Consider the following 15,866-nt stretch of genomic DNA (forward strand, 5'->3'; position numbering starts at 1 on the left):
ACCAAGGTCGGCATACCCTGAGATCGGCCAAGCAAGCCGTTCTCCCCGGGGCAATCACGGGGCCTTGTCCGGCGGGGCTCGACCTTACCCGGTAACACGTTCGAGGACAAGCGTGTATCGCGACATCCGTCGCTTGGAACCCAAGTTCGCTGTCGTTTTTTCTCTGGAGGAGTCGTGCCATGAGAAGTAGATTGTCGTTCCGAATCCTGGCGGCCGCCGCCCTGGCGGGCGTGTTAACCGCCGCGGTTCCATCGGTAGCCGTGGAGCCGATGGGCGTCGTTCGATTCGCTCCGCTCGATGAGTGGAATCGAATTATGGACGGGATCGAGGAGGTGAGCGGGGATTCCGACGTCGGCAAGGCGTTGGCGCCCGCCCGAATCGGTCTCGCGATGGCTCGTGGGAGCGGGATCGACGCATCCCGTGACTGGGGCTTGGCTTGCCTGCCCGTCGGCGACACCGCCGGTGTGGTCTTGATCGTGCCCGTCAACGACGTGGAACGGCTCCATCAGACGGCGAAGCCGGCGATCGAAGAGTTTGAAGAGCTGGGCGGCGACGTGTATCGCGTGAAGATGGGGGGGCGCAACTTGTTCTGTGCCCTGGGTACCGGCTGGGTCTATGTTTCGGAAAAAGCCGAGGCTGTGACGGAGATGCCTAGCGATCCGTCCCCTTGGTTCGAAACCTTGGAAGGAGCGGGATTGGTGGCGGTTCGGGCCGACCTCGCAGCCGTGCCCCGTACGCAGGCCGAGAAGGTCCGCAATTGGCTCCGCAAGCAGGCGCGCGAAGCATTGCATCAACAGCCGGGCGAAAGCGACGCCGTGTTCGAACTTCGCAAAGCCGCGGCCAAACGCATGGAAACCCTGCTTTGGGAGGTTCTCGGACAGACCGAAACCGTCAGTTTTACCATCAACTGGGATCGTGATGCCGGCAAGGTCGTCCTGACGAGCGTCTGGAAAGCCCAAGATGGGACGGAGTTGGCGGATTGGTTCCGCAAGCAAGAGGGCCTCATCAGTCCGCTGCCGATGCTACGATCGTATCCGGGCACGCTTTCCTACCTCGGCTGGAATTACCTTTTCCCGGCCGCCTCCCATGCTGAGCTTGCCGCCGCCGGCCAGGTGATCAGCGCTGAATTACATGCCCAGCTCGACCGCAGTTTGCCCGATCCGACCGAGGCACAATTCGCCAAAGGCATGCTGGACGATTTCCTGCGGTTGTTGGGCGAAGCGGCTGCGAGCGGCCGCTCCGAAGGCGCCGTCGCCGCACTCAGCCGAGACGACGAGCTCTACCTGATCGCGGCCGGGCGCGTGCCTGATCCGAGCGGAGTCGAGGATCTGGCCGGCAAGATCGTCGAGGCGATTCAAGCCAAGGCCCCGCAGGCCGTGGTCTCCGTCCAACCCAACGCCTTTGCCGGGGAGGACTTCAAGATTCACCTGCTGAAGTTGAGCATGCCGGAGGAAGCGGCGAGGAATCCGGATCTGCAACGGATGTTCGGCCCGACGCTGAACCTTGCCATGCTCGTCTCGAAGGAATACGTGGCGGTGATCGCGGGCAAGGATGCGGAACCGATGTTGCGATCCCTTGTCGAGGAGGCCGAATCGCTCGGTCCGCAGGTGTCGCCCGCCGTGGAAATGCGGCTCAACATCGAGAAAGTCGTAGCATTCGCGTCGCGGTTCGTGCCCGAGCATCAGAAACCGAAGCTCGCCTCGGTTCTCGCTCTCTTCGGCAAAACTTCCGACGACGAGCAAGTTCGGGTCAAGGTGACGTGCCAAGGTTCCGAGGTCCGCAAGACCGTCGAGATCGATCAGGCCGTCTTCCAGATTCCGCAGGTCGCTAGGTAAGAAGATCGGCTTCGGCCCCGTTCCTGAAGGAACGGCGGCTGCATTTCGGAAAGCTCGCTCGGCCCGACTTCGGTTCATGCCGTCGTCGGGCCGCTTGCTTCACCGCGCGGAGCTTACCGACGCCGACACGCGCATCATCTTGACCACACTGAGGATGGGGCATACACTGTCAACAGGCTCTTCGACCTCGGCCGCCGCTTTTTCCAAGTCCGCTCCCCAGGGGTGATCCGATATCGTGAAACGGGCCATCATCAGCGACATCCACAGCAACCTCGAGGCGTTGCAAGCCGTCCTCGCCGACGCCCGATCCCAGGGCGTGGAAGAAGTCTATTGCCTTGGAGACATCGTGGGATACGGCCCGAATCCGCGCGAATGCGTGGATTTGGCCATGCAATGTAAGGTCTGCCTCCTCGGTAATCACGATCAGGGCGCCCTTTTCGATCCCGAGGGTTTCAACGTGGGGGCGGAACGGGCGATTTTCTGGACCCGCGAGCAGTTGGAGGACGTCAATTCGGCCTCCCCGGCGGCCTTCAAGCGTTGGGACTTTCTGGGGGAACGGCCGCGCGTCCACAAAGAAGGTCCGATCCTCTACGTACACGGCTCCATTCGCAATCCACTCAACGAGTACGTGTTTCCGGAGGATATCTACCAGCAAAGCAAAATGGAGAAGATCTTCTCCATGATCGAGTGGATTTCGTTTCAGGGGCACACCCATGTTCCCGGCATCTTTACCGAGGACCTGGAATTCTTCTCGCCGGAGGAACTGGACCGCCAGGAGTTTCGCCTGGACGAGAATCAAAAACTGATGATCAACGTCGGTTCGGTGGGGCAACCCCGTGACGGCGATCGCCGGGCGTGTTACGTAATTCAAGAGGACGGCCTGGTGCGTTTTCGCCGCGTCGAGTACCCCGCCGAAATCACGCGGGAAAAGATCCTTGCCATCCCTGAGCTGGACAACCGCTTGGGAGACCGCCTCCTCGAAGGACGATGAGCGGCGGACAAAGAGCCGACGGGGCAAGTTGGGAATCGGCCGGTAGGGCGGTTCGCGGAGGGCGTTTTCTCGCCCGTTACCATTTTCAGGCGGATTTGGATGACGGAGCGGATCGTGCTGAGCGTGTGCCTCTTTCCACATCCGCCCGCGGGCCAAGTAGGGGTACGGTCCGACGCAAAGCCGTACGTCGCGTCACGTTATCACCCGGCCGCCGTTCGGTGGAGAACTTTGCCGCCGGCCCTCTTGCCCGCCGCCCTATGATAAAGAGTCTCACCTCTCGCCTGGACGTCTCGATCATGACGTCGGCCCCGGATGAGAAACAATTTCGGTTGCGATCCGCACCCCTCAACGAAAGGAGCTTCCACGCATGTCGGACATCACCCTGGAACAGGCCCAAAAGGTTCTCGCCGCCGCCCTAAAAAAGTCCCAAGAGATGGGGGTCAAGATGAACATCGCGGTCGTGGATGCGGGCGCGAACCTCAAGGCCTTTGCCCGCATGGATGACGCTTGGCTCGGCTCCATCGACATCGCCATTCGCAAGGCCAGGACGGCCCGATTCTTCGACATGAATACCGGCGAAATCGGCAAATTGTCCCAACCCGGAGGCTCCCTCTACCATATCGAACACTCCAACGGCGGACTCATCACCTTCCCGGGCGGCGTTCCTCTGAAAGGCGCCGAGGGGCGCATCATCGGGGCGATCGGCGTGTCGGGCAGCACCGTGGAAGACGATCATGCCGTGGCCTTGGCCGGCGCCGCCGCCTTGCATGGTTGACGACACCGACAGGGAACGCCGCGACTATGCCGGCAGGGCACCGCCCCCATGCGCTACGGTCAGCACGCGACGGCCCTCCACGCGAATCCGATCCTCGGCCAAAAGTTGCAGGGCCTCGCGCAGGGCCAGCCGCTCTTCGTATAGGATGCGGCGCTCGAGTTGTTCCACCGTGTCGTCCACGGAAACCGGTACTGCCTTTTGCAGAATCACGGGACCCCGATTGTAGGACTGGTCCACAAAAAAGATCGTGCAGCCGCTCACTTTGACGCCGCGGGCCAGTACGGCCTCGTGGATGCGCCGTCCGTGCAGCGTTCGATCCGTGAAGGCGGGAGCCAGGGCCGGATGCGAGCTGATGACCCGATGCTGAAAATCTTCCGGAATCGTCAAATGGACGCTGAAACCGGCCATGACCACGATCTGCACCTCGTTGTCGCGGCACAGACCGAAGATGGCCTTGCTGTATTCGCCGCCGTCGAGGAAGCCCGTCCGCTCCAGAACCTCCACCGGGATACCCCGGAATTCGGCGTGTTGCAGTCCCGACGCGTTCGGGGTACTGGCAAGGACCAAGCGGACATCCAAATCGATCAAGCCGTTGTCCACATCATCCAATAGATCATGGAGCGTGCGACCGCTGCCGGAGATCAGAAAAGCCACGCGCAAGGGTGACCGTTCGGTCGTACGGTTGATGCGTTCTACAGAATCGGCCATCGTAACCGTCCCTCACTCGAACCGCTTTTCTTTTTCTTCTCAAGCCGCCTTCTTCTCAAGCCGCTCCGGAGTGCAGCGTCGGGGGACCGCGCGATCGCTCCGCGGCACGTCTGGCCTGCCCGGCCCCGCCGCCGAAAACGATTAGCCGATCCTCGTCAAATCCGGTTTCCCTCCATTCTAACGTTTTGTCGCGCCGCTCTGGGATAGCGACCTGCCGCGAAATCTCGTTGAATAGCCTTGGGTAACAAACCACAATCTTTTCAGGGCTTCCCAAATTTCGTGTCCGATTTTTCGTTCCCGCCCGGGATAAGAGAATAGGGGCCGGAACAGTACCTCCCAAGCGGTCCGTCCATCCATGGAGATACGTGAACCAGGCGATTCCGCCGAGGCAGGCGAGGAGTTCGTGCGGCTCTGGACGGTCGCTCAGCGGAAGGTCTTTTTGTCGATTTTCGCCCTGGTCCATAATTTGGCCGACGCGGAGGAGATTCTGCAACAGACGAGCGTCGTGCTCTGGCGGAAATTCTCCGAGTATCGACGCGATCAGGATTTTACACGCTGGGCGTGCGGCATCGCGCGGTACGAGGTCCTAAAGCACCGTCACGCGCGGGGAAAGGCCGTCCTGCCGATGTCCGACGATTTGGTTGAGCGATTGTCGGCCGCCACGATCCGCGAAATCGACCATTGGGACCGCCGCCGCGACGCCTTGCAGCAGTGTTTAGAGGAACTGCTACCCCGGCACCGAGAATTGATCCGGATGCGGTACGAAGAGGACTGCCGTCCCGAGGGCTTGGCCGTCCGTTTGGGCCGAACGGCGGATGCCATTCGCCGGACCCTCCATCGCATCCGTATGCGGCTGCTGGAGTGCATGGATCGCAAACTGGCCCACGAAGAGGCTTAACGCCTCAGCAGGCACCTAAGCAGTCGCCGCCGCCGGCGACGACGATCCCGCTGATTACGTCGTGAATGGAGGAACTCGAGTCTTGACCAGGCAGGCTTGGCAGCCATCGCCGCACGAAGAATTAGGTCGGCTCGCCGCCGCCTTGTGCGACGGCGTATGCACGGCCCAAGACTTGCTGCGCCTCGACGAATTGACGCGCGATCCGGAGGCCCTTGCGTTTCTAAGCCGCTACCTGATCTTGGTAGGCGAACTGCACTGGTCGAGTGTGGGAACGGCGCGGCCGAAAACCGGGGCCGACCGTACGGAACGGCCGCCGTCGCTTTCTCAACCTTTCGAACCCCCAGCGGCTCATTCCGGTTCCCGCGTTGTTCGGCGAGTGGCGGGAAGCATTGCGGCTGTGGCAGCCGCGGTCATGCTTGCCGTCCTGTGGTGGACATCGCCCCGCTCGGCGCCGGCGCCCGCTAGGGAGGCCGCTCGCCTGTTAGGCTCGTTCTCCTCGCTCGATTCGACCGAAAGTCCCGCCGCCCTGTCGGATTGGGCATACGGCGAGACCAAACGCATCGGCGGGGGCGTGGCCGCATGGAACCTGCCCAACGGCAATGGTTGGATCCTGGAGGGTCCCGCTGCGGCAGTTCTGGAAACCCCAAATCGGCTGCGTCTGGAGCAAGGTCGAGCCGTTTTTCAAATCGTGTCGCCCGGCGAGGGGTTCAGCGTCGAGACTCCGTTCGGCTCCTTTATTGATCGCGGCACTTCGTTCGCCGTAGCGGTGGACGAAACGGGGGCGGAAATGCACGTCTTGGCGGGTGCGGTGGAGTGCCGTTCCAGTGCAGGCACCGCCGACCGCGCCAAGTCCGATGCGAGTTCGCAAGGCGTCGCCCACGACTCGGTCCGCAGCGGGATCCCTCAGGACGATTGGCTGCACGCCGGCCAGGCCGTCCGGTTGGATGCGGAAGGGCGCCGGCGGCCGATCGCTTTCGCCGGCGGCCGGTTCATCCGGGAACTGCCTTGCCGAGGAAGCTCCGGCACGCTGCAATTCGCCGCCCTGCGCGCGGAACACGTGCTGCGGGTCTTTTCCTTCGAGTCTTTGGACGACCGTTTCCGGGATCGGATCACGGGCGAACCGCTGCTGCGAACCGTTCTCAAAGGAGGCGGCGATCCGGCAGCACTCAACCTCGTGCCGGGTTGGGGTAGCGGCGCCGAAGCCGTCCGGATCCAACGTGGAAACAACAACGCGGTCGGGGCGGCCCTCCAGACGGAGAGCGTCTTCACGCCGCCCGGCTTTTTCTCCCTCGAGGCGATCTTCCGCTACGACGGCTTTCCCGCCGGTGACGGCGCGGACGCCGTGGGAAGCCTGCTTGCCACGCGATGGAATTCCGACCGGGTAAGCTTCTTCCTGGCCACGGCCGGGGACGGCACCCTGATGCATCTCTTCGATGCCCGCGAAAATTGGTTGGTCACGGACGGCCGCCTGGAACCGGGTCACTGGTATTACGCGGCCGCGGCCTTCACCGAGCGCGATGATCGCATGATCGTGACCACCTGGCTGGCCGACTTGAGCCGTGGAGAGCGGCGATTGCGTCTCGTCCTCGACCGCGGTCAGGCCGTGGGTAGACCGGCGGCCGGTCCGCTGGCGATCGGAAAGGGCTTCGATTCGGCCGGCGCCCACGCCTACGCTTTTCCCGGCGCCATCGACGAGATCGTTCTTTACAATGGAATGGTGGGAGAAGAGGTATTTAACAAGCATTTGGAACTGCTGGTCGGCGAAAGCCCCGCCGTGCCTCCGCTACCGCAGCCGGGGGCGGGATCCACGGCCGGCAAACGATAGCGTGAGACGCTCCCAGACCGATCCGGAATTACCAGAAGAGGTGATGCCATGTTGGAAGCACGAGACCGCAAGCATTCGCGCCGCCGGTTTTTGGAGACCATGGGAGTCAGTTGGGCGGTAGGCCAGGCGGGAGGACTGGGCGTGCCCAGTCTCTTGTTCGGGGAGGAGAATTCCGGCCCCATCGATTGCGGTCCTCCCCCCAAAGCCGCTCCACAGCACCGGACGGGCGGCGAATCGTTCCCTCCCCTGCCGCTGCCGGTCACGCCCCTGCGGCGCTCGGAGAAAAAGCGGCCGCCCAGCCCGCCGGCCTTGGTCGGAAAGATGGCCCTCGGTCCCGTCCGCTGGGTCACCCGCGAAGGTCAACGGGTCATGTATCGCGACTGGATGACCGATCCCGCCGACGTAACCACGCTCTTGGAATGGACCAACGAAAAGTTGGGCATCAACTATCGGGCGATGGAAACCGATTTCGCCCACTTCTCGTATGATCCGCGGGAATTGCCGGCCCTGCTGTTCTCGGGCCACAATTCCTTCCAATTATCGGACGACGTGCGAGCCAAGCTGGCTCGTTACGTCATGGACGGCGGTACGATCATCGGCGACGCCTGCTGCGGATGGGACGACTTCGCCCAATCCTTCCGCCGCGAGATGGAGCTGATCTTCCCCGACCGGCCGCTCCGCAAAATGCTGCCGGAAGAACCGCTGTTTTCGTCGTACTACCGGCTCGGCTCCTTCACGTATCAAAAGGCTGACGGTTCGCAGTACGACGACTCTCCCTGTCTGGAGTCGATCGATTTCGGTTGCCGCAGCGGCGTCATTTTCTCACCCGCGGACATGAGTTGCGGCTGGGACGGCCACGACCACCCGCGGGGACTGCGATTGGTCATCGACGTCGCACGGCAGGTCGGTGCCAATCTGATCACCTATATCCTCGGCTCCTATCAATTGGCGAGATTCCTCAGCACGACCAAGGTGTATTACGAGGCCGACGCTCCCTCGCGTGACGATTTCGTCTTCGCTCAGATCATGCACGACGGGGATTGGGACCCCGACCCCTCCGCCGTGCACAACCTGCTCAAATTCGCGCGCGACAACTCCACGCTGGAAGTCAAGTTCAAGCGGCAAAACGTCCGCTTGAACGACCCGCGGGTGGCGACCTATCCCATGCTTTACATCACGGGCCACCGCGAGTTCGTGTGGAGCGACGAAGAAGTGGCGATGCTGCAAAGATACCTGAAGGCCGGCGGACTGCTCTTGGCCGATGCTTGTTGCGGTCGCGTCTCCTTCGACCTCGGTTTCCGCCGCGAAATCGCCAAGGTCTTTCCCGATGCCCGCCTGGAACGCATCCCGCTCGACCACCCTGTTTATCACAATTTGTTCGATATCCGGCGCGTGGAGTACACGCCGCGGGTGCGTGAGGACTTCGGCTCACTCGAAGCCCCGGAATTGGAGGGCATCAGCATCGACGGTCGCTTGGCCGTGATCTACAGCCGATTCGACCTCGGCAACGGCTGGGAGCAATTCCCGCATGCGTACTCATACGGCCTGAAGGACGAGGCTGCCCTACAAATCGGCGCGAACGCCATCGTCTACGCCGTGACGCACTGAGCGGCGATTGCGTCCCGTCGCAAACGATCACGGAGCCAGCAAGACCTTCATCAGCGGCTCGCGGCGATGGTAGAGGACGTCGAACCACTTCGGCCCTTCCTCGAGCGGAGCCGTCCGGCTGATGAGCGGGGCTACGCTGACTTTGCCACCCGCCAGCAGTTTCAGACAGCGTGCGTAGTCGGCTTGGGATGCGCAGCATCCCAGGAGGGCGTACTCTCGGGTGACCGCGGCTTGCAACGGTAAAGGCACCTGCGGGGCGAGGTTGCCGACCAACCCGCACGCGCCCCCCTTTTCCAACAAACTGAGCGAAAGGGCGAGGGATTCGGCCGTTCCCACGGCGTCGAAAACGACCTCGGCGAGCGATACGCCGAAGCAATCCTTCAAACGTTGCGGCGAGGCTTCCGCAGGAGACAAGACCGCTGCGGCCCCCAGCTCTTGCGCTAAAGCGCGGCGATATTCATCCGGTTCCACCACCGCGACCGCTCGGCAGCCGGCCGCGCGAGCCGCTTGCGCCACGAGCTGCCCGATCATGCCCCCGCCGACCACGACCGCCAAATCACCGAGTCGCGGCCGTACGCGATCCACCGCGTGAATCGCCACGCTTAGCGGTTCGATGAGGGCCGCTTCCTCGAACGTGACGGGATCGGGAATCCGGTAGACGATGAGCCCCGGCACCGCCACCAACTCGGCGAATGCCCCATGCCGTCGATACTCGCCGCACGAAACCCCCAAGACGCGCCGGTCTTCGCAAAGATTGACCCGGCCGCGCAGGCAAAACCGGCAGCGACCGCAGTAGATCGTGGAATCGAACGTCACGCGGTCGCCGGGCGCCAAACCGTTGACCCGCGATCCCGTCCGCTCCACGATCCCGGCCGCCTCGTGCCCCATGATGACCGGCGGGATGCGTCGGCCCGTACTCCCGTCCATGCCGTGCACGTCGCTGCCGCAAATACCGCAGACCTTGACGCGGATCAACACCTCGTCTTCCGCCGGCTCAGGCGGCGGCACTTCTTGCATCTCCAACCGTCCGTATTCCGTCAACACCAGGGCTTTCATGCGAAGGCCTTTCCCGTTGCAAAACATCTCTAGCATCTCTTGATGAAAGAAGCGTCGCCCTTGGCGGTATCCCAGGCCCAGGCCGCGACGCCCCTACGCCACGCGGCCCCCCTCCGAGCCGATCGGCCCTGTAGCGATGGGCCGAGTCACATCTTTTCTCGCCCACCCTCCCGCGGCAACACCGCCGCCGACTTTTCCTCACATTGACGTCGTGCCCCCTTTCCTACGAAGATGAAGCCGTGCGGAGATTTGCCGCGGCAGCTTAACGGAAGATGGAGAATTATGTGGTTAAACGGCTGATCTGGTACGGGGTCCTGACGCTCGTCGGCATCTTGCTGCTGCTCCTGATCGGCGGGGCCGTGATCTATCACCTGGCAACGCGCGTGCCCGTATTTTATCCCACTGCGAAGGCGGATCCCAAGGTCCAAGCCGCACTCAATGATCGATTCCTGCAAAAGGCCTCCGCACTGACCGGCGACTTGCAACGCGAGGGACGCTGGGACCTGCGATTGACGGAAGACGAAGTCAATGCGTGGCTGTCCGTGGATTTGCCGAAGAATCACCCCGACCTGTTGCCCTCCCATTTTCGGGAACCTCGAATCCGCATCGGGCGAGAAGAGCTGACGGTCGCTTGCCGCACTGAGTGGGCAGGCCGCTCGGCCGTGCTTTGGGTTCGAGTCCGCGCACAACTAACACGAACGGACGTGCTCCAGATTCGTCTTCGCAAGGCCGGGATCGGTCTCTTGCCGGTCTCCACGGCATCCCTCTTGCATAGCTTGGAGGAAGGTCTCCGGCGAGCGGGCGTGGACGTTCGCCGCGAAGAACACGACGGCGAGCCGGCGCTAATGATTTCTTTGGCGGCTTCGGATCCGGAAAGCCGACGCCGCGTCCATGTCGATGCTGTGGATCTCACGGACGGCCATGTCTTTATCTCGGGTACGACGGAAGAACACGGCCGCTGAACGCACGCCCACCCTGAGGCGGAAAAACGCAACTCGCCCGAATCGAGCCCCCTAATGTCACGCGGGGCCGTCTTCAAGCCCGTTCACAACCGCATCCAAGCTCGCCGCTCACCTAGTCGCGGTCGCGGCCGAGCCTCCGCGAATCCTTTCCGAAATCGCGCGAATGTCGGGCGACTCATCGGCCCGGCACGACGAAATCACCCAATCGCGAATCGAGTCGTTGGCGACGGATCCCAGCGCAATCAGCGCTTCCCGCCGAACCGCCGCGTCGGAATCGACGGCAAGTTCAAACAAGAAGGGCAAGGGATCGATGTCGGGAATCGTCCACAGTCGGGCAACCGCTTCTCGCCGCTGTTGCGGCGAGGGATCGAAGACCAAGCCGCCCGCTTGAATCACACCCGGAGAGCGTACACGAACTCGGAGGGCTTCCGCCGCGAGGCGCCGCTCCTCCAGCGCCCCGGAAACGAGCCGCAAAAACAGGTTCCGAATCTCGGGCGGAATAGCGTATTCATGAGGCAGGTCTCGCCTTCGGGCATCGACGCCGGCAAACCGACCTGACAGAGCCCGCAATCCCTCATCGAGCGGTGAGGCCGCCGCTTCGCCCTCGGGAATCGCCTCGCGCGGCAAGCCCCGGTCGCTCGACGAACGGTCGCCCGCTCCCGAGACGTCTTCGGTGGCGGACGTCACACGAACGGCGTCCCGTCCCCCCGGCCCGAAAGATCGCTGCCCCGACGAAGTCGGCAGGTCGAGCGAGTAGACAGCCCGATCAATCCCCGCCGCTCCATCCGACCGTCGTGACGGGGACGATGCACTCTCCGCGAAAGCCCCATCATTCGATAGGGAGTGCGTTGCGAGACGCGTTTTCGTCCCGGCCAATTCGGCATCCGTAAGGACTCCCGGATCGGTATCCCAAGCGGTTCCTTCGGCTCGCCCCGGCGGCCCTTCCGACCGCACGCCCAGACGTGACCCGCTTTCCAGACGCACTCGCGTCGCCGCCTCGCCCGATGCAGCGATCTCCCGGCGCTTGTCACGCTCTGCCTGGAGCGGCTCTGTCTCCCCCCCTTGATCGGGTAAACTGCCGGGTAAAGCGGCGTCGCGCCCCGCCTCGTTCTCCAGGCCGGCCGCCAAGGCCTTCAACTGCTCTAAACGGCTGGGTGAGAGCATTCCTGCTTGGCGTGGGGAATTCAGGATCACCCGCAACAACGGGCAGGCGGCGGATCGCGTCGCCTCGCCCCAATGTGGATACTCCGCCAGCATCGTCCGGACCACGGCCTCGATACGAGCGGAGCGCGATGCGACGTCGCTTTCCGTTTTCAGTTCTCGCCAGATCGCCCTTTGGGCCGCTTGGACCACGCCGTTTTCCGAACTGCCGAGTGCCCGAACAACGGACGGCAACCCTGCCGGGCCTAACTCGGCCAGTTGGGCAATGATGCCCTCCGGATCGCGACACGGCGGCGAGAGGAGCCGTCGCTCCAACGCCGCGGCACGCCTCGCGTCCCAGACATCGGGAAGTCGGGCAATCGCGGCCGCCCAAAGCATTACGAAAGCGGTCCAGAGGAGGAACCGCAGCGCACCGCGGCCGGTCGCGGGTACCGCTACAGGAGCAGCCCCCCGTCTTCTTGCCCGTTCGGCGGCGACACCCGCGTTTCGCATAAACTCCGGCTCGTGTGCTTTTTCACAGCCGCGGACAGTACGGCAACTGCGACTGCGACTCAACCGCCTCGGCAAATCGGAAAAGTCGTCGCGACCGATTCGGCGACTGAGTTCACGGCGGATTATCCCAACCGGGCAATACCGCCTCAAGAGTAAATCGGCCCACGCCAGATCACCCATGCTCGCGAGATAGCGCAGCCCACCCGTCTCCCCAGACAACGCTGTCGCTTTTTTGCTAGCCGGAATAGCCTTCCCATGCCGAATAGAATCCGTAGGTCATGAACCTTGAATCACCGTGACGTCGGCGAGTGGCCCCGCCTCGCCCTCACTGACAAAAAGGCACCGCGTTGAAGCGAAACCACCCGCCCAGCATGCCGGAACCGATGATTACGACGCGCCGCACGCATCTCGAAGCCCATACGTCATCGCCCCGGTCGCTCGCAATCCGGCATTTCGGTCGCTGGGTTCGACCCAATGCCGAATTGGCGGCCATCTTAATGACCCTCGCGTTCGCCGTCCGCGGTTTTGCCGCAGATCCACAGGCGTTCTCGCCTCACCATCCGCAGACCCGGCAGACCGCGGAAATCGGGCTAACCGGCGGGACTTCCGACCGCGACATCAAGCGCGCAGCGATCGAGCAAATACCGTGGGAAAAATTGTCCCCCCCCAACCGCGAACGCGTTCTGGAGGTAGTGAACCGCTCGGCGATGTTCCGCAGGATGCCCGGCCGCGTCATTCAATGCGAGCCGGAGTTCTATCAATTCCTGGTCGAAAACCCCAACGTCGTGGTGGGTGTATGGCAAGTTCTCGGCGTCACCAAGATGCGATTGGAGCCGCGAGGGAACGACGGCTATCTGATGGATGACGCGGCGGGCACGGTGGCCCATCTGCAATACCTCCTCAGTTCGCCCAACTGCCACGTCGTGTACGCCGAAGGACAGTACAGCGGCCCTTTGATGTTTCGACCCGTGCAAGGGCGCTGCGTCGTCGTGCTCAACAGCACCTACCTCCGCGAAAACGACGGCACGGCCTACGTCTCCGCCGACCTTGATCTGTTCGTGCAAATCGACCGCGCCGGACTAGAGCTGCTCACGAAGGCCATGAACCCCTTCTTTGGAGCGATGGCGGAAAACAATTACCGGCAGACGTTCGCCTTTCTCGGATCGCTTTATCGAACCGCGGCGGTTCGCAGCACCGCCATGCGGCGCCTTGCGGAACAGCTCACCAACGTCTCGCCGGCCGTCCGCGAACAATTCGCGAGCCTCATCGCCGATGCCGCCCGACGCGAGTCGGAGAATCAGACCCGGGAATCGGATAGCGCAACAGGGCCCGAAGTGGCGGAAACCCCCAATCAAGAGGGTCCCGTAATGAGGATTCGTTGAAATGGTGCGGAATCGTTGAACCTGGGTCGGGGGATCCGGATTTCGAGACTCCGGTGACGTACCCGGACCGGACCGGGTCTTTGATTGCACCATCAGCGTGAACGCAAACCACCCAAAATGGTAGTGCGACCGAAAAATTTTTCTTGATCCTTTATGTGCGCAGTTGCGTATGTTTTAATGTACAAGTATAATGATACTGGAATGGGGCTTTTGTAGGAATTCGGTCATGCTCCCCGGCGACGAGTGCAATTTGTTGGTCACGCTCTTCCGTGTCCTCGCCCATCCCACGCGGCTGCAATTCTTCTGCCTACTCCGCGAAGGCGAAAAAACGGTCACGGAGTTGGCTCAGGCCACGGGCGTTCCGCAACAAAACGCCTCGCAACACCTCCGGTTGATGCGAGAATGCCGCGCGGTTCGCACGCGGCGGCACGGGCAGCAAGTCCTGTATCGCCTCGCCGACAAGCGATTCGTACAGGCCACGGAGATCCTACGAGAGGCCATCCTCGGCACCATGAAAGACGATTTACCGATGGCTCTGCGGACGGAATTGGCGGCTGTGGCAAGCGTCCCCAACGAGGTTGTGGCGTCATCCTCGGACGCGGGCGCGCGCCCCTCGCCGGCGCGGGACGGAGCGCCCTTCCCCAGTGACGGCGATCCGTAACTAGGCTCGGGGGCCCGGGATGGAATTCGATTCGGCGGTGGAGGCTACCGCGATGAATCTCGTGAAACCTGCGGCAGTGGTCGTCCTAATCGCTACTCTCACAGGAGTTGCGTGGGCCGCTTTGCGACTTGTGTCTCCCGTTGAACGGCTTGGGGTTGATCAGCCCTGGCGGCACGTGCCCTCGCCGTCGCCCCACATCGATCACACAGCCTTCATACCCGACGGGTTGAAGACAGGCCCCGACGTCACGAAAACTTGCCTTGCCTGCCACCCCAAGTCGGCTCAGGAGGTTATGGCCACCAATCACTGGACGTGGGCCGGGCACCACGTGCGCGACCCCCAAACCGGACAAGTGCTGAGCGTGGGCAAACTCAACCTCATCAATAACTTCTGCATCGCCGCACTGCCCAACATCCAAGCCTGCTCGGCTTGCCATGCGGGCTACGGCTGGAAAGACCCGGAATTCGATTTCGCGCGGCAGGAGAACGTGGATTGCCTCGTCTGTCATGATCGAACCAACACCTACCAAAAGGGCTTGGCGGGCATGCCGCAGCGGGATGTCGATTTGACGGCGGTGGCTCGGAGCGTCGGTCGACCCACGCGACTGAATTGCGGCCAATGCCACTTCAAAGGGGGCGGCGCCGACGCCGTCAAACACGGTGACTTGGACGGCACGATGTACTTCCCGCCGGAACGCATCGACGTCCACATGGGCCGCCTGCGTTTCGAGTGCGTCGATTGCCACCAGACCAAAGAGCATCGCATCCCGGGCTGTGCCATGTCGGTCTGCACGGAGAAGATCGATCGCGTCGCCTGCACCGATTGCCACAGCGACCGTCCCCACGGCGACGACCGGTTAGACTTTCACACCGCTACGATCGCTTGCCAAACGTGCCATATCCCCAAAATGGCCATCGATGCCCCGACCAAGATGTATTGGGACTGGTCGGCGGCGGGACGTGACGACATCCCCGAGGACCCGCACGTGTACCTCAAGCAAAAGGGAAGGTTCGTCTACGCTCAGGAGATCGCCCCCGAGTATTACTGGTACAACGGCCGAGCCGAGCGCTATCTCACCGGTGGGCGAATCGATCCGACGCAAGTGGTTGCGATCAATCGTCCTCTAGGCGGCCCCGGCGACCCCGAGGCCAAGATTTGGCCCTTCAAGGTGCACCGCGGTCGGCAAATCTATGACCGCAAGTACGAGTACCTCCTGACACCGCGGACTTGGGGACCGGGCGGGTTCTGGACGGAGTTCGATTGGGACAAGGCCTGCCGCCTGGGAAGCCAGGACACCGGCTTGCCGTACAGCGGCGAGTATGGGTTCGTGGATACGGAGATGTATTGGCCGTTATCCCATATGGTTCAGCCCAAGGAGCGCGCCCTGCAATGCGGCGATTGCCACGGCCCCAACGGTCGCCTCGACTGGGAGGCGCTGGGATACCCCGGTGATCCGATGTTTCGCGGCGACCGCCGGGCGGTCGGTCTGCTGCCCCCGGACCGCCGCTAAGC

General features: G+C 62.7%; 14 protein-coding genes. 10 read left to right on the plus strand and 4 right to left on the minus strand.

Translation table 11 applies throughout. The features are described from left to right. Positions 1 to 179: 179 nt before the first annotated feature. Positions 180 to 1,835, plus strand: a complete 1,656-nt coding sequence (locus ACZ5B4_RS08545) for a hypothetical protein (protein ID WP_464910805.1) — start codon at positions 180 to 182, stop codon at positions 1,833 to 1,835. A gap of 99 nt (positions 1,836 to 1,934) precedes the next feature. Here the strand turns inward: ACZ5B4_RS08545 and ACZ5B4_RS08550 are convergent, their stop codons facing one another. Continuing rightward, complete coding sequence (locus ACZ5B4_RS08550; protein ID WP_464910806.1) at positions 1,935 to 2,087, minus strand: hypothetical protein; 153 nt, start codon at positions 2,085 to 2,087, stop codon at positions 1,935 to 1,937. Between ACZ5B4_RS08550 and ACZ5B4_RS08555 the strand changes: the two genes are divergently transcribed. Then, complete coding sequence (locus ACZ5B4_RS08555; protein WP_464910807.1) at positions 2,071 to 2,826, plus strand: metallophosphoesterase family protein; 756 nt, start codon at positions 2,071 to 2,073, stop codon at positions 2,824 to 2,826. The genes ACZ5B4_RS08550 and ACZ5B4_RS08555 overlap by 17 nt on opposite strands. 367 nt (positions 2,827 to 3,193) lie before the next feature. Further along, positions 3,194 to 3,601 carry a GlcG/HbpS family heme-binding protein gene (locus ACZ5B4_RS08560; RefSeq protein WP_464910808.1) on the plus strand — a complete coding sequence of 136 codons (408 nt, stop codon included), beginning with the start codon at positions 3,194 to 3,196 and terminating at the stop codon, positions 3,599 to 3,601. A 24-nt stretch (positions 3,602 to 3,625) separates the two neighbouring features. On the opposite strand, the gene purN is transcribed toward ACZ5B4_RS08560, so the two are convergent. After that, complete coding sequence (purN, locus tag ACZ5B4_RS08565; RefSeq protein ID WP_464910809.1) at positions 3,626 to 4,309, minus strand: phosphoribosylglycinamide formyltransferase; 684 nt, start codon at positions 4,307 to 4,309, stop codon at positions 3,626 to 3,628. Between the two features lie 355 nt (positions 4,310 to 4,664). Here purN and ACZ5B4_RS08570 point away from each other — a divergent pair, with 355 nt between their 5' ends. The 3 genes from ACZ5B4_RS08570 to ACZ5B4_RS08580 all read left to right on the plus strand — a co-directional run bounded on the left by ACZ5B4_RS08570 (position 4,665) and on the right by ACZ5B4_RS08580 (position 8,640). Continuing rightward, on the plus strand, positions 4,665 to 5,207 hold the full coding sequence (locus ACZ5B4_RS08570; RefSeq protein ID WP_464910810.1) for a sigma-70 family RNA polymerase sigma factor: 543 nt from the start codon (positions 4,665 to 4,667) through the stop codon (positions 5,205 to 5,207). 82 nt (positions 5,208 to 5,289) lie between these two features. Continuing rightward, a complete protein-coding gene (locus tag ACZ5B4_RS08575) occupies positions 5,290 to 7,032 on the plus strand; it encodes a FecR domain-containing protein (RefSeq protein ID WP_464910811.1) in 1,743 nt (580 codons plus the stop codon). Positions 7,033 to 7,080: 48 nt separating this feature from the next. Then, positions 7,081 to 8,640, plus strand: a complete 1,560-nt coding sequence (locus ACZ5B4_RS08580) for a DUF4159 domain-containing protein (RefSeq protein WP_464910812.1) — start codon at positions 7,081 to 7,083, stop codon at positions 8,638 to 8,640. Positions 8,641 to 8,667: 27 nt separating this feature from the next. On the opposite strand, the gene ACZ5B4_RS08585 is transcribed toward ACZ5B4_RS08580, so the two are convergent. Beyond that, positions 8,668 to 9,696, minus strand: coding sequence for a galactitol-1-phosphate 5-dehydrogenase (locus tag ACZ5B4_RS08585; RefSeq protein WP_464910813.1), 1,029 nt, complete (start codon positions 9,694 to 9,696; stop codon positions 8,668 to 8,670). A gap of 284 nt (positions 9,697 to 9,980) precedes the next feature. On the opposite strand from ACZ5B4_RS08585, the gene ACZ5B4_RS08590 reads away from it, so the two are divergent. Continuing rightward, on the plus strand, positions 9,981 to 10,658 hold the full coding sequence (locus ACZ5B4_RS08590) for a hypothetical protein (protein ID WP_464910814.1): 678 nt from the start codon (positions 9,981 to 9,983) through the stop codon (positions 10,656 to 10,658). 108 nt (positions 10,659 to 10,766) lie between these two features. On the opposite strand, the gene ACZ5B4_RS08595 is transcribed toward ACZ5B4_RS08590, so the two are convergent. Beyond that, a complete protein-coding gene (locus ACZ5B4_RS08595; RefSeq protein WP_464910815.1) occupies positions 10,767 to 12,311 on the minus strand; it encodes a HEAT repeat domain-containing protein in 1,545 nt (514 codons plus the stop codon). A 347-nt stretch (positions 12,312 to 12,658) separates the two neighbouring features. Between ACZ5B4_RS08595 and ACZ5B4_RS08600 the strand changes: the two genes are divergently transcribed. The 3 genes from ACZ5B4_RS08600 (at position 12,659) to ACZ5B4_RS08610 (ending at position 15,864) form a co-directional block, all read left to right on the plus strand. Beyond that, positions 12,659 to 13,693 (plus strand): hypothetical protein, encoded by a 1,035-nt coding sequence (locus tag ACZ5B4_RS08600; protein WP_464910816.1) that lies wholly within the window; start codon positions 12,659 to 12,661, stop codon positions 13,691 to 13,693. Between the two features lie 226 nt (positions 13,694 to 13,919). Next, positions 13,920 to 14,354 (plus strand): ArsR/SmtB family transcription factor, encoded by a 435-nt coding sequence (locus ACZ5B4_RS08605; protein ID WP_464910817.1) that lies wholly within the window; start codon positions 13,920 to 13,922, stop codon positions 14,352 to 14,354. 52 nt (positions 14,355 to 14,406) lie between these two features. Continuing rightward, positions 14,407 to 15,864, plus strand: a complete 1,458-nt coding sequence (locus ACZ5B4_RS08610) for a tetrathionate reductase family octaheme c-type cytochrome (RefSeq protein ID WP_464910818.1) — start codon at positions 14,407 to 14,409, stop codon at positions 15,862 to 15,864. Positions 15,865 to 15,866 lie beyond the last annotated feature (2 nt).

This window comes from Thermogutta hypogea (assembly GCF_055386265.1).

Excerpts from the sequence above, each read along its gene's own strand:
- ACZ5B4_RS08545 (WP_464910805.1), top strand. The coding sequence starts at position 180 with ATGAGAAGTAGATTGTCGTTCCGAATCCTGGCGGCCGCCGCCCTGGCG.
- ACZ5B4_RS08605 (WP_464910817.1), top strand. The coding sequence starts at position 13,920 with ATGCTCCCCGGCGACGAGTGCAATTTGTTGGTCACGCTCTTCCGTGTC.
- purN (WP_464910809.1), bottom strand. The coding sequence starts at position 4,309 with ATGGCCGATTCTGTAGAACGCATCAACCGTACGACCGAACGGTCACCC.
- ACZ5B4_RS08580 (WP_464910812.1), top strand. The coding sequence starts at position 7,081 with ATGTTGGAAGCACGAGACCGCAAGCATTCGCGCCGCCGGTTTTTGGAG.
- ACZ5B4_RS08570 (WP_464910810.1), top strand. The coding sequence starts at position 4,665 with ATGGAGATACGTGAACCAGGCGATTCCGCCGAGGCAGGCGAGGAGTTC.
- ACZ5B4_RS08550 (WP_464910806.1), bottom strand. The coding sequence starts at position 2,087 with ATGATGGCCCGTTTCACGATATCGGATCACCCCTGGGGAGCGGACTTG.
- ACZ5B4_RS08595 (WP_464910815.1), bottom strand. The coding sequence starts at position 12,311 with ATGCGAAACGCGGGTGTCGCCGCCGAACGGGCAAGAAGACGGGGGGCT.
- ACZ5B4_RS08560 (WP_464910808.1), top strand. The coding sequence starts at position 3,194 with ATGTCGGACATCACCCTGGAACAGGCCCAAAAGGTTCTCGCCGCCGCC.
- ACZ5B4_RS08585 (WP_464910813.1), bottom strand. The coding sequence starts at position 9,696 with ATGAAAGCCCTGGTGTTGACGGAATACGGACGGTTGGAGATGCAAGAA.
- ACZ5B4_RS08610 (WP_464910818.1), top strand. The coding sequence starts at position 14,407 with ATGAATCTCGTGAAACCTGCGGCAGTGGTCGTCCTAATCGCTACTCTC.